This window comes from Ignavibacteriales bacterium (assembly GCA_016214905.1).
Taxonomy (GTDB): Bacteria; Bacteroidota; Ignavibacteria; order UBA10030; family SZUA-254; genus PNNN01.
On the sequence record JACRMQ010000007.1, the window covers coordinates 311,950 to 325,314 of the forward strand.

A 13,365-nucleotide genomic window follows, 5' to 3' on the forward strand; every position below is an offset into this window, starting at 1 on the left:
ATTGATGATCAACCAACTGAATGAGTTATACGGTCACCAAGCCTGGGCAGACGCTGAACACTGGAAAGCACTGGAGGCACACCCCGCAGCATCTGAAGATGAAACAATTCGCAAACGTTTGTACCACGTTCATCTGGTACAGCGTGCCTTCTTGAGAATTGTCGGCAAAGAAAAATATGATCTGAGAAAGTTTGAAGATTTTCCCGACATGGCGGCACTTAAAGAGTGGGCAATTAGTTGTCATAAAATATCGAAGAATTTTATATGTAATTTAACTGAAGAGAAATTTGCCGAGAATGTTACAATACCATGGTTCAAAGATCCGCCTCTGAGCATAACGATCGAACAAGCGCTCACTCAAGCCGCGATGCACAGTCATTATCACCGCGGGCAGAATGCAGCGCGTTTGCGAGAGTTAGGCGGAGATCCCCCGCTGACGGATTTTATCGCATGGCTCTGGAAAGGTAAGCCGGAAGCGATATGGAAATAGAAAAAAACGGTAAAGAGTGAATCAGCAACACTTTGCCGATTTTAACGTAGACATGAAGGAATGTAAAAATCGCTTCTCCACAACAATGTAACTCAATTTATAAATTCACCATCAATTCATAATGTAAAGGTAACTTTTATGAGATTAATAAACAATTTCACTGTCATCGTTTTAATGATGTGCATATTAGCTTTCACTGCTTCATCATTAGCTCAAACTCCAAAAAAAATTCCGATGCGGGATTTCTTCAAGAATCCTGAAAAATCAGGATTTACGATTTCACCGAATGGTAAATATGTCGCTCATGTTGAACCTTATGAGAGACGCATGAACATTTTCGTACAATCAATATCGGGTGGTAAGGCAAAACGAATCACTTCAGTCACCGACCGTGATCTTTCCGGATATTTCTGGAAAGGGAGCGATCGTTTATTGTTTGTAAAAGATTTCGGCGGAGATGAAAACTTCCATCTTTTCGCGGTCGACCGTGAAGGTAAAGAGATGAAAGATCTTACACCATTTGACAGTGTGCGCGTTGACGTTGTTGATGATTTAAAAGATCATCCAACAGATGTGCTGATAGGTATGAATAAGCGTAACCGTGAAATATTCGACGTGTACCGGCTCAATACGGTTACTGGCGAATTAAAAATGGTAGCCGAAAATCCGGGAAACATTACAGGATGGGTTACCGATCATGACGGGAACATCAGGATTGCCACAACAACAGACGGTGTCAACACAAGCATACTCTACCGCGATACCGAGAAGGATCAATTCCAAAATGTTATGACTACAAATTTTAAGGAGTCATTTGGACCGTTATTCTTTACTTTTGATAACAAAAATATTTATGCCGTATCAAATCTCGGCAGAGATAAAACTGCAATCGTCGAGTATGACATCGCCAATAAAAAAGAAGTGAAAGTATTATACGAACGCGATGATGTTGATGTTAACGGTATGGATTATTCACGATTGAGGAAAGTTTTGACCGAAATAGGTTACGTAACATGGAAGATTGAACATAAATTTCTTGATAAAGAAACCGAAGACTTATACTCAAAGCTTGAAAAGAAACTTCCCGGATATGAAGTAACGGTTGTTTCCAGCGACAAGAATGAGGAAGTATTTACAGTTTCAACATCGAGCGACAGAACACGCGGCTCGTTCTATCTTTACGAGAAAAAGTCGGATAAACTTACGAAACTCGCAGACCGTTCTCCGTGGCTCGAAGAAAAAGATATGGCTGAGATGAAACCTATCGAATATAAATCCCGCGACGGATTGACTATTTATGGTTATCTTACATTGCCCAAAGGCAAGGATGCAAAAAACCTTCCTGTAATTGTCAATCCGCATGGCGGACCGTGGGCGCGCGACATGTGGAGGTTTAATTCAGAAGTACAATTTTTAGCAAACCGCGGTTATGCGGTACTGCAAATGAACTTCCGCGGTTCTACCGGTTATGGAAAAAAATTCTGGGAAATATCTTTCAAGGAATGGGGAAAAACTATGCAGGACGATATTTCCGACGGCGTGAAATGGCTCATCAGTCAGGGTATCGCCGATCCGAAACGTGTTGCGATTTACGGCGGGAGTTACGGCGGTTATGCCACGCTTGCAGGACTTGCATTCACGCCCGAGCTGTATGCCTGCGGTGTTGATTACGTCGGTGTATCTAATTTGTTCACGTTCATGAAAACCATTCCACCGTACTGGAAACCTTATCTCGATATGTTTTACGAGATGGTTGGAGATATGCAGAAAGACAGTGTAATGCTGGCTTCATCATCGCCGGTATTTCATGTGGATAAAATTAAAGCGCCGCTTCTGGTAGCGCAGGGCGCAAAGGATCCGCGCGTTAATATCAACGAGTCGAATCAAATAGTGGATGCGTTGAAGAAGAAGGGGATCGATGTTCCATACCTCGTAAAGGAAAACGAAGGGCATGGATTCCGTAACGAAGAAAATCGTTTCGATTTCTACGAAGCTATGGAAAAGTTTTTAGCAAAACATTTGCTCGACCAGAGGTAATAAAGTTATATACGATGCCCCGTTCGATATTGAGCGGGGCATTTTTGTTTTATACCCAATTATTATCATCTCTTTAATCGGTTAAAAGTTTGCTGGCTTGTATTTATTTTGGTAACTTCAATAGAAAGGAACCCATATCATGAAATTCATTATTTGTTTACTATCAATGGTTATTATTTCAGCTTTGTTAAAAGCGCAGGATAAATCCAAACAGCCGCTTGAGGTTGTTCCTTCTGTTGATCTTGCGCGATACTGCGGGGTATGGTGTGAGATTGCGCGGTTACCAAACAGTTTTCAAACCAAATGTGCAAGCGATGTAGTTGCCACTTACACGTTGCTCGATGACGGGCAGATAAAAGTAGTGAACCGATGCCGCAAGGAAAATGGAGAGATATCTGAGGCGGAAGGAAAGGCAAAAAGAGCAAGCGACGATGAACCGAATTCCAAACTGAAAGTGCGTTTTGCGCCAGCAATACTTTCGTTCCTGCCGTTTGTTTGGGGCAACTACTGGATATTGGAGATTGATACTTCTTACACTTATGCTGTGATCGGTGAACCCGACAGAGAATATCTGTGGATTCTTTCCCGCACTCCGAAAATGGATGAAAATATTTTACAAGGAATTCTCGGCAGGATGAAGGAAAAAGGTTTTGATGTTGAGAAGATAATGTGGACGAAGCAAACACAGTGAGAGCGAAACGTTCCGACTTATAGAAGCAGTGAAAAAGAAGGTTGGGGGTGGCCGTGGACCGACACACCCCTTAATCCCTTTTCAATGGAGTAATATTTATTCTTTATATCTGGAATAAGTATTGCAATTTCATAAAGTATTGTCTTGAAGATATCTTCCAAGTTGATTCGTGCATATCATTCGCATCATAGTGCTGGTAATCATATGTAGAACCAACATATAACACTGAAAACGGACTTAGTCTGTACGTTACTAACGGATCAATGTCCCATTTCTTATTAAAGTCGTTGAACTGTCCAACTAACCTTAAAGAAAATTCCTTGTTGAATTGAAATTGAAATCTCGTTCTCGTAATATATCCCTTAAAAAATTCCTCTCCAGTTTCGATATCAGTACTTTTCGAATAATTTACCGATTGATCTATTGTGAGTCTATCTATCGGTTTGATGTTGAGAGTAGCACTCAGTCCGGTTTGGTTTCCTTTCGACATTGCCCAGTAGGCAATCCCCTTTCCATAGTTTGCTCCGATATTTAAACCGATCATACTGCTAAACCGACTGCCGATGTTGGCAGATACTCGCCAGAGGTTTTTAAACATCACTTCATTAAATAATTCGGACCCTTGCCCGAAATTAAAATTAATATTTGTTTGGGCGAACTTCAAACCTATGTATCCACCCAAATTGATACGCTCAATTTTTTTGATTCCATCAAAACTCCATCTGCTTAAAACATTACCCTGCGGAGTTATTTGTGTGAAGATGCTATTTTCAGGATAAAAGGTATAACCTGTGTATATGCTGCCGGTTCTGTGGTTCACCACCGGGTCGTAACCGATCTCGGTTCTGTATAACGGATGTATCTGATTGTAGTCAATAACGAAATTCCAATTTCTAGCATTTCGTCTTAGTTCGGTAATAAGAGCCGTGCCGTTAAATGATTCACCGTCAAAAATGGCGGTATGTTTTCCACGACCGAATGTAATACCATCGAAATCATTCGTGAGAGATGGGTCGATTGGTTCTTTGGAATATGTTTGTATGATTTGTCCTAACCAGCTGTAATTATTGGAGAGACGGATATCGCCATCAAAAGATAAAACAGTGCCGAAGCCGTTCTTCGTAAACCGGCGGTCGCCAACCATAACTCCGACTCTGGAATCTTCTCCGACTGTATGAATTGCTCGGATAACGTTAACTAAACTTTTGCCTGAGTTAACCATCAGATTCATTTCGTCCAGCGGAATAATGTAGGGCGTGTTTTCATCCTGTGCCATCAAATACGCAACACTCGTGTTTCCAACTCTGCCCGTAAGTTTTGCAGTTACACGCGGGTCGTTCACGGTTCTTGTGTAAAAAGAATTAAACATGGTTCTGAAGATGTCGCTTCCTTCCTGAAAGAAGGGCCGCCGTTCGGGATACATCAAGGATATGGTAGAGTTCACATCTATTTGTGCGGCATCTGCTTCAATTTGACTGAAATCAGGATTGTACGCGGCTTCTGCCGTTACGTCGGAGGTAATAGAATATTTTGCTCCGATAGAAACTTCTCCCTTGATTTTTTTCTCGCTAAAACTTGAAGTAGGATCACGCATATTTGATAAGCTTCCTGACTGGTGAGCGACCATTGCCGGAAGAATTTCAATCCCTTTACCAGGCTGGACACCGCTTATACCTGTCAATGTTCCCCACTGACATGGTTCGCACTTCTCGTTTCTGTCGTTAGCAGCCCAGGAATAATTCTTTGAACTTTCGCGCGGATGAATGCGCCCGAAATTTATTTTCCATGTCTGAATATCGTTATTGGGAAAGCGGAGACTCTTGAAAGGTATAGCTATTTCCACCTGATAACCAGATTCAGTTTGATGAGCCGCAGATTCCCAGATTACGTCAAATCCTGGATCAGAACCGGCGATACTTGACCAGAGATAGTCCTTTTGAACACCGTAAGGATTCACAAAAAATTCATAGGCCCATGATGCATTCCCGTAAGTATCGATTGAAATAGCCACGGCATCGTCGTTGTTGAATTGATCCCGTTGAGACATAGTAGCGCGAATCGCACCCGGGTCATCTTTGCAATTAAACGCGATATAAAGATTATTTTCATCGTAAATCAATGCAGCTTCTGTCTGTACATCGGGCGTTGTGTTGTCACCCGGGTACGTCTCTACAAAATGAGTAATCCAGTTGGCAATTTTCCAGACAGGGTCGTTTAAATTTCCGTCAACTTTAATTTCGTCATTCGCTTTTGCAATATTAATCACCGGGCGGTATTTAGGCGGTACAATATCCGTGCAAAAAGCTGTAGAAGAAATAAATACAGTTATAATCAAGAAAAGGAATAAAAAAGTTTTCATATTACACCCCGTAAAGCGTTTGTTGGATTTAGTAAATTTATCCGCAAAGGCATCTATATTTCATTTACGATTTTACTATAAAAAAAGTTTCACGATGTTTTTTATTCATAGGATGAGAGAAGGGATATGTTGATGTTCTTCAAACAATATATGAGAAGATTGAAGAACTACAGAATGTCTAACCCCCTTTGGTTTTCCCCCTTTGTAAGGGGGAAATAAAAAAGGGGTCGAGAATAAAACAAATGAAAAGGGGACTATGACCGGTTGGGTTGAAGGTGATAATAATTTTGTGTATTTTGCTTGTTGAATTATTACATTAAATTCTAGTAAAAATATTTATATGAACTTTTACGTTGCAGTTACTGATAATGAATGGTTTACCTTCCTGAAACAACGGAAACCAGATGAGGTAAATTTTTGGCGTCCTGGAGGTCAGACCTTTTCCGCATTATCAATGGGAGAACCTCTTCTTTTTAAACTTCATACACCTAATAGTTATATTGTTGGTGGAGGATTTTTTGTTCGTTATACAAAACTTCCATTATCAATGGTTTGGAAAGTTTTTGGTGAGAAAAACGGCACAGATCAACATGATGTATTCATCAGGAAAATATTCTCTTATTTAAATGTAGATAGGCAAAAAATATCTGATCCAGAAATTGGATGTGTTGTTCTTGGGATGCCATTTTTTTTTGAGCGTCAGGACTGGATTCTCGTACCTTCTAATTGGTCATCGAACATAGTCCGTGGAAAACGATATGATACCTCAGATCAAGTAGGAAAAGAATTATGGGGTCGAGTCGAACCGATTTTGTTTAGACAGGAAATCGGAAAACAACCTAAAAAGTATGATCGGGTTGCTGAACAAGAACCCCGATATGGGACAAAACACTTTGTTGAAACACGTTTTGGTCAGAGCGCTTTTCGGACAATGGTGATAGATGCTTATGGAAGAAGGTGTGCCGTATCGGGAGAGAAAACAGTACCCGTTCTTGAAGCATCTCATATAAAGCCTTACGCTGATTCTGGACCTAACATACCTCATAATGGAATATTGCTTAGGGCTGATTTGCACATCCTTTTCGATCAGGGTTACATGACAATAACCAATAAATATCAGATTGAAATTAGTCGTCGCATAAAAGAAGAATATGAAAACGGAAGAGACTATTATAAGTACAATGGAAATCAATTAATTTCTTTGCCCTCGAGAGTTGACGAGCAACCCGCAAGTGAATTTCTTCAATGGCATCAGGAAAACGTGTTTAAAGGTTAGTGATTAATAATGGGGAAAAAGATGTATTTGCGATGGTATAAAAATTAATGTTAATACATGTTGATAAATTTGGAGAATATTTATGATGAAAAATGAAGAGATCCTATTTTACGTTGATGTAGGATGGGTTCAGGAAGAGGCAAGGAGATTAATCAAGCGCAGGTTAACTGATTCTGAACTTCTTTCCGTAAAAAAAGGTTTGGAGTGGGGGCTCACAACTGATATTGATACAGTTTTTGAGGCTGCAATAGAAAAAGCTGTCGAATTACATAGTGTTAAAAATAAACAACATTATAAAAATTGAAATTTTAGGATTTATAAATCTCAGGGAATTCTTATGAACAAAATACTTTTCTTTTTCATTCTGCTTGTGTCTGTCGCCTTTCTCCCACAACAAAGCACTTCACAAAACAATAACCCCACCCTCTTTGTCACAACATCCTGGCTCTCGGAACATCTCAACGATCCATCGCTTGTGATGCTTCACGTTGCGCAGATTCGGCGGGATTACGAGAAAGGTCATATTGTGGGTGCACGATTTCTATGGCCCGGATGGATGGCTATGTCGAATCCAGATCTGAGTTACGAGATGTTGCCTGTTGAACAGCTCGATACACTGCTGGAAGGACTCGGCGTCTCAAACGATTCACGAATTATACTTTGCGGTACCGGAGCAAATATTGGTGCCGTTGCGCGTGTTTTTGCCACGCTCGGTTATCTAGGTATGGAAGATAAAACTTCAATCCTCGACGGCGGTATCGATGCATGGAAATCGGAGGGGCGGCAAATTTCAAGAGAAATTTTTCCGGTAAAACGCGGTACGTTCACTCCGCATCTCAAACAAAATGTATTTGTCGATGCTGAGTTTGTTAAATCGAATTTAAACAAATCAAATTTTTCCATTGTCGATGTACGTCCGCCAAATCTTTACAGCGGTTCGGGCAGTGCTGCAGGTTCCCGCAACGGACATATTCCGGGGGCGGTAAATATCAATTCTTCCACTTTCGTGGATAGCACAAACAAGTTGCTTCCATTACCAAAGTTAGAAGAAATATTCAATACCGCAGGTGTTAAAAAGGGGAGCGATGTTATTACATATTGCAGTGTTGGCGCATCGGCAAGCGTTGGTTACCTTGTTGCCAGATATCTTGGCTTTAATGCTCATCTGTATGACGGCTCGTTTGAAGATTGGAGCAGCAGGGATGAGTTACCGGTTGAGATTACGGTAAAGCAGGATTCGGTTAAGGAATAACAATTTTGCGAATCGATAAGTAGTGATCCGGTCGAGAAGATCGAACCTACACTTATAACATTTCAAAATACACTTGACACTTGACAAAATTTATTCTATATTAAATTTAGTAATAATCACAAACAAAATGTTATACAATAAATCCATACTCACACAAAAAACGACAAGCATAAGCAATTTGTGCTGGTGGTGGCGCGTTTTATCAAGTGGGTTGGATTTTCTTATAGATGAAAAATAGATAATTCTATATAATCGAATTTTAATTAAAACCCACTATGACAGTCATAGTGGGTTTTTTGTTTTTATACACAGTCCGAGAAACGAAATTCATCGACCGTGTCTGGATATCGAAAATGACAAATCAATTTATCAATCAATAATAAGGAACGTTTTATGAGAACCACAAAAATAATACTTGATGAAGAAAAAATACCGCGTCACTGGTATAACATTGCGGCAGATTTACCGAAGCCGCCGCTGCCTCCTCTACATCCGGCAACACATGAGCCGGTTGGACCGGCAGACCTTGAGCGACTGTTCCCGATGGAGTTGATCAAACAGGAAGCGAGCAAAGAAAGATGGATAGATATTCCCGAAGAGGTGCTCGACATATATAAATTATGGAGACCCTCTCCGCTATATCGCGCATATAGACTGGAAAAAGCTTTACAAACTGCTTCAAAAATATTTTATAAATACGAAGGAGCAAGTCCGGCAGGTAGCCACAAGTTAAATACTGCCGTCGCTCAGGCGTATTATAATAAAAATGCCGGAGTGAAACGGATAGCAACAGAGACAGGGGCGGGTCAATGGGGAAGCGCCCTTAGTTTAGCGTGCAAATATTTCGGGATTGAATGTAAAGTTTATATGGTGAAAATAAGTTATCAGCAAAAACCGTACAGGCGCGCGATGATGACAACGTGGGGCGCGTCGGTTACCGCGAGTCCTAGCATGGAGACGAAATTCGGGCGTGATCTGCTTCAGAAAAATCCCGATTCGTCAGGAAGTTTAGGCATAGCAATAAGTGAAGCGATTGAAGAAACTGTATCTCGCGACGACACAAGATACTCTTTGGGCAGTGTGTTAAATCATGTGCTGATGCACCAGACTATTATCGGTTTGGAAGCAAAACAGCAGATGGAAATTGCGGGATATTATCCAGACGTTATTATCGGATGCGTTGGTGGAGGAAGTAATTTTGCGGGGCTTGTATTTCCATTTATGCAAGATAAATTTCATGGTAAAAAGTTTACCGCGATTGCGGTTGAACCGGCATCGTGCCCCACACTTACAAGGGGTGAGTTTGGATACGATTTCGGAGACACAGCTAAGATGACTCCTCTGTTGCCGATGTATACGTTAGGATCGGGTTTCATGCCGCCGCCTATTCACGCGGGTGGTTTGCGTTATCACGGAATGGCGCCGCTAGTCAGTCAGTTGGTAAAAGAAAAATTCGTTAATGCTGTTGCATATAAACAAACCGATGTATTCAACGCGGCACGGATTTTTGCCAATACAGAAGGAATAATCCCCGCGCCTGAATCGTCACACGCTATTTGCAGCGCGATCCGTGAAGCGGAGAAAGCCAAAGAAGAAGGAGTTTCCAAAACAATACTCTTCAACTTGAGCGGGCACGGGTACTTCGATATGGGTGCTTATGACGCTTTCAACGAAGGGAATTTGAGAGATGAAGAGTTTCCAAAAGATTTCAGCACAGGTGTATCAAAAAGTGTGTTGTGTTGAGGATTTAAGGTCTCCACCCTGCTTCGCGAGTAAAATTCAGAATGATATCGGCATCCGGATCTTATTCAGAAAAAGATATGTATATTGGTTAACCCTTTGACTTTATTAAGAAAATCGATTACTTTAGTTAGAAAAGTGTAAGAATCGTCGCTCAACAAACTATTATTGAAATAATAATAAGAAAGAGACAATCATGAAAAATATCATTTTATTTTTACTGATTATTGTGTCATTATTGACATTAAGTTGCCAAGACGACATAATGCTTACTAATTCAAAGAGTCAAAAAGGTTTCGGAAATATTTCTATTTCCCTTAAGGATACTCCTGCCGAGATAGTTGAAGTGGTCGCAACTCTTTCTCGGCCGGAATATCGATCCAAATCAATTACACTCACAATCGACAGCTTGAATCAAACCGCGTCCGGAACATTTAACAACATAACGATTGGAACATGGCATCTCAAGGTTGATGCTTTTGACGGAAATGGAATAATTAAATACTCTGGTGAGACCGATGTTGAAATTGTTGCCGATGAGATTAGTGTAGTCGAATTGGTTTTAGAGCCATCAACATCGGGAGTTGAAATAATTGTTTCATGGGGTGGTAATACTTTGTCTAGAGGCCTTGTTTTGTTTTTACCTTTCGATGGTGATATACAAGATAAAAGTAATTACAGAAATCAAGCACACTCCAATAATGCAGCGTACACAGCCGATGCTCATGGTACACCGGAAAGTGCGTATCTTTTTAATGGCAGCAATAATTACATAACTGTTTCTAACAGTTCATCGCTTAATCCCACAAAACAGATTACACTTTCTTTTTGGCTTCGACTGGATTCGATCCAGAGTAATTATACCGATATATTTGCCAAAGGTGGACCGGTCTACGGTTATTTCCAAAACCGACAATACAATCTTGCCGGGAAACAAAACATCAATTTATGGTATCCTCAATTCAAATCAGCCGGCGATGGAAAGGGCCAACAGGAATTAGATTCCAACGAAAAATCATTCAACGTAGGTGAGTGGACCTATTTTACTTTCATTGTAGACAGAATAAATCATAAAATGAAGATGTATGTTGATGGTGTTTTATTAAAAGAGATTTTCGACTCTTACTCTACTTTTAACATCAATTCTTATCCACTGCTCATCGGGTCAAGTCTTGAGCAACTATATGAACATACACCGCTTAAAGGGGCGATAGACGAATTTCGAATTTATAACAGAGTATTATCTAACAAGGAAATACATGCTCTATTTAATATGTGAATAATGAAATAAATATTTGTTATTTTTATTTTAAAATTCAAATTATTTTTTCAGCTTTAGGTTTATTAAATTTATTCCATCAGGCAATCCCTGAGGAAACCTCGCATATTGCGTCAAAGATTCCCACCATACCATATCAGGATATTTTTGTGTGTAGATACCTTCATCAGAGGCGTTTGCGGTTACAATGGTGCCAATAATTATCCAAATCGGTGCGGAAATTGTGGCAGCCCAACCGTGGCTCGCCGTGGAGAGCGCTCCAATCAATGTCCAAAGCGACAATGACCGGTAATTATTATCAAAAGTTTCAAGCGTAGCACGCATGATTGAATTTGCGGGAATAAAGAGGATACCGTCGTTTTGCGTTTGCACACATATGGCGGTATCGTTCAGCGCGATAAATTCCCCGGTTATCTTTGCGGGTGATGTTTGAGCCGGTTCAATATATTCAATATAAATCCATCCACCGTATGATTCTTCCTGCATTTTTGGTGCCGGAGATAACCAGTTGGTTGGTGCTTTACTCGCAGTACATCCGCAAATCAAAAGTCCGATTAAAAAGATTGTTATTGAAATTGCGATCTTAGATTTACTTAACATATTTACTCCCCCAGAATGAGGTTTCCATTGTTGGTTCAATTTTTTTAAAGCGTAAAGCTTCCGTTTTCATAGATTTTTCCGGTTGCGCGAACATCTCTATTCCTTTCTCGATATTCTCCTCAGCCAACCATTCTTCACGCAGCCATTCGAGGTAATATCCGCGGCTCTCGAGAAAAATTTCATAACGATCAAAATCCCGAGGTAATTCAAAAACGATTTGGTATTCGTCGCCGGGAAAAGTAACAAGAGGTTTTGTTACTTCTATAAGTCCTTTCAGCGTTCCGAGTTCAGAATTATTCGCACGTTGGACATCTGAAGGCATCACACGCAACGGTTCAGCAGTAGTGTCGATTGATGCTAACGCGAGATGGTTTATTCGCCACATTCCTTTAGTCATTCGAATATATAAAGTATGAGGAGGTGGCAATTCATTTGGAAGCGGAAACATTTGAATGTTGGTTGCGATTGGTCCCGTTTCACCGAATTCACCGATCTTCGTAAGTTTACCACTTTCATCGGGCAGTAGGATCTCGATTCCCCCTAGAGTATGTCCAGTGTTACCAAGATAATCTTTCAGGTCAGAGCTTTCGCACTTTGCCAACATTGCTGCGGCAGAGTTTCCAAAATACGCAAGTGCTTGATAAAAAAGATATGTTGTAAGAAGTGTTTGACGAAAACTCATGATAATTCCGAGATTGCCAGATGGAACCGTATCGAATGAAACCCTCAACGTTTCACGCTCGGCAAGATCAAATGAGTCGGTTAAACTGAATCGCTCAAGTTTATCGAAGCTTTGAATTAAATCAACACGTTCACCCTCCGATCCTATACAAGATTTGGGAGCTGTAATATTTTCGGCTGAATAGAATTTATTATCTGGTGAAATGAATATACGATTGCTCTCTGGACGAGGAAATGCGAGCAGCGATACGGAACGTATAACGTGAGTTTCCAACGCTTCGTTTGTAACTTTTATTTCGAAATGTTGACCGTATGGTTTTGCGGTGTAGAGGTGATCGATATCCGTTGCTTCGAGCGATGGAAGAATGCTTGCGGAAAATCCTTCTGCCATAAGTGATAATCCCTCGCCATCCTGCGCGTAAAACGTTGGGCACGAACCGAAACATGCTTTAGGATTTGTAAGGCATATGATTGATGCGATTGCAGATCCAGCGGTAACAACGCTCATTGTACCCGCCGCGCCAGAAGGATTAATTACGTTTGTCTCAAAAAGGGCAACTCGTTCAAAAGCGATTGAGTCCTGACCTTCTTTTTCAATCTCACGATCGATATTAAAAAACACACTATGTCCGATAACTTGTTTGTGTGGTTCATCGAAAGTCCATTTAGTGAAAAGCGCAACCGATCCGTCTTTGAGATGTGCCTTCAGAAACGGTATGTTGGGGTCAATTTTTTGGACACTGTCGGGAGTTGTTGTGAGGCGCTTCAAAGAATAAACATTACAACCGAACTGAAAATAAAAACATAGAAATAGAAAGAACAAAAGAATGAATTTTATTGAAATGTTCATTTTGACAATTGTTTTATAGTTCATTGTCTTTGATCTCCTTTCAAAACAATTTCAAAATATTTATTAATTGCCTTATATAGGGGTCGATAATAAATTACTGCATATATCAC

At 40.5% G+C, this 13,365-nt stretch carries 11 protein-coding genes; 8 read left to right on the plus strand and 3 right to left on the minus strand.

Annotated elements, in window-relative coordinates:
• The first annotated feature begins 4 nt into the window (after positions 1 to 4).
• The 3 genes from HZB59_08560 (at position 5) to HZB59_08570 (ending at position 3,218) form a co-directional block, all read left to right on the plus strand.
• Positions 5 to 490, plus strand: a complete 486-nt coding sequence (locus tag HZB59_08560) for a DinB family protein (protein MBI5021473.1) — start codon at positions 5 to 7, stop codon at positions 488 to 490.
• A 138-nt stretch (positions 491 to 628) separates the two neighbouring features.
• Positions 629 to 2,527 (plus strand): S9 family peptidase, encoded by a 1,899-nt coding sequence (locus HZB59_08565; GenBank protein MBI5021474.1) that lies wholly within the window; start codon positions 629 to 631, stop codon positions 2,525 to 2,527.
• Positions 2,528 to 2,666: 139 nt separating this feature from the next.
• Positions 2,667 to 3,218: a lipocalin family protein gene (locus HZB59_08570; protein ID MBI5021475.1), complete on the plus strand. Its 552-nt coding sequence runs from the start codon at positions 2,667 to 2,669 to the stop codon at positions 3,216 to 3,218.
• Between the two features lie 103 nt (positions 3,219 to 3,321).
• On the opposite strand, the gene HZB59_08575 is transcribed toward HZB59_08570, so the two are convergent.
• Positions 3,322 to 5,577: a carbohydrate binding family 9 domain-containing protein gene (locus HZB59_08575; protein ID MBI5021476.1), complete on the minus strand. Its 2,256-nt coding sequence runs from the start codon at positions 5,575 to 5,577 to the stop codon at positions 3,322 to 3,324.
• Positions 5,578 to 5,917: 340 nt separating this feature from the next.
• On the opposite strand from HZB59_08575, the gene HZB59_08580 reads away from it, so the two are divergent.
• From HZB59_08580 to HZB59_08600, 5 genes are all read left to right on the plus strand, one after another.
• Positions 5,918 to 6,853 (plus strand): HNH endonuclease, encoded by a 936-nt coding sequence (locus HZB59_08580; GenBank protein MBI5021477.1) that lies wholly within the window; start codon positions 5,918 to 5,920, stop codon positions 6,851 to 6,853.
• 82 nt (positions 6,854 to 6,935) lie between these two features.
• Positions 6,936 to 7,157 (plus strand): hypothetical protein, encoded by a 222-nt coding sequence (locus HZB59_08585; protein ID MBI5021478.1) that lies wholly within the window; start codon positions 6,936 to 6,938, stop codon positions 7,155 to 7,157.
• A 33-nt stretch (positions 7,158 to 7,190) separates the two neighbouring features.
• Entirely contained in the window at positions 7,191 to 8,105 is a 915-nt protein-coding gene (locus HZB59_08590) for a sulfurtransferase (protein ID MBI5021479.1), read from the plus strand.
• Positions 8,106 to 8,498: 393 nt separating this feature from the next.
• The gene (locus HZB59_08595; protein ID MBI5021480.1) at positions 8,499 to 9,848 is read left to right on the plus strand and encodes a TrpB-like pyridoxal phosphate-dependent enzyme; all 1,350 of its coding nucleotides are present in this window, start codon (positions 8,499 to 8,501) and stop codon (positions 9,846 to 9,848) included.
• A 193-nt stretch (positions 9,849 to 10,041) separates the two neighbouring features.
• Positions 10,042 to 11,124 carry a LamG domain-containing protein gene (locus tag HZB59_08600; GenBank protein MBI5021481.1) on the plus strand — a complete coding sequence of 361 codons (1,083 nt, stop codon included), beginning with the start codon at positions 10,042 to 10,044 and terminating at the stop codon, positions 11,122 to 11,124.
• A 42-nt stretch (positions 11,125 to 11,166) separates the two neighbouring features.
• Here the strand turns inward: HZB59_08600 and HZB59_08605 are convergent, their stop codons facing one another.
• Positions 11,167 to 11,724, minus strand: a complete 558-nt coding sequence (locus HZB59_08605; GenBank protein ID MBI5021482.1) for a hypothetical protein — start codon at positions 11,722 to 11,724, stop codon at positions 11,167 to 11,169.
• Positions 11,714 to 13,279: a hypothetical protein gene (locus HZB59_08610; protein MBI5021483.1), complete on the minus strand. Its 1,566-nt coding sequence runs from the start codon at positions 13,277 to 13,279 to the stop codon at positions 11,714 to 11,716. Before HZB59_08610 ends, HZB59_08605 begins: the two co-directional genes overlap by 11 nt.
• Between the last annotated feature and the right edge of the window lie 86 nt (positions 13,280 to 13,365).

Coding starts and splice junctions, on each gene's coding strand:
- HZB59_08585 (MBI5021478.1), top strand. CDS start 6,936: ATGATGAAAAATGAAGAGATCCTATTTTACGTTGATGTAGGATGGGTT.
- HZB59_08570 (MBI5021475.1), top strand. CDS start 2,667: ATGAAATTCATTATTTGTTTACTATCAATGGTTATTATTTCAGCTTTG.
- HZB59_08610 (MBI5021483.1), bottom strand. CDS start 13,279: ATGAACTATAAAACAATTGTCAAAATGAACATTTCAATAAAATTCATT.
- HZB59_08595 (MBI5021480.1), top strand. CDS start 8,499: ATGAGAACCACAAAAATAATACTTGATGAAGAAAAAATACCGCGTCAC.
- HZB59_08580 (MBI5021477.1), top strand. CDS start 5,918: ATGAACTTTTACGTTGCAGTTACTGATAATGAATGGTTTACCTTCCTG.
- HZB59_08605 (MBI5021482.1), bottom strand. CDS start 11,724: ATGTTAAGTAAATCTAAGATCGCAATTTCAATAACAATCTTTTTAATC.
- HZB59_08600 (MBI5021481.1), top strand. CDS start 10,042: ATGAAAAATATCATTTTATTTTTACTGATTATTGTGTCATTATTGACA.
- HZB59_08575 (MBI5021476.1), bottom strand. CDS start 5,577: ATGAAAACTTTTTTATTCCTTTTCTTGATTATAACTGTATTTATTTCT.
- HZB59_08590 (MBI5021479.1), top strand. CDS start 7,191: ATGAACAAAATACTTTTCTTTTTCATTCTGCTTGTGTCTGTCGCCTTT.
- HZB59_08565 (MBI5021474.1), top strand. CDS start 629: ATGAGATTAATAAACAATTTCACTGTCATCGTTTTAATGATGTGCATA.
- HZB59_08560 (MBI5021473.1), top strand. CDS start 5: ATGATCAACCAACTGAATGAGTTATACGGTCACCAAGCCTGGGCAGAC.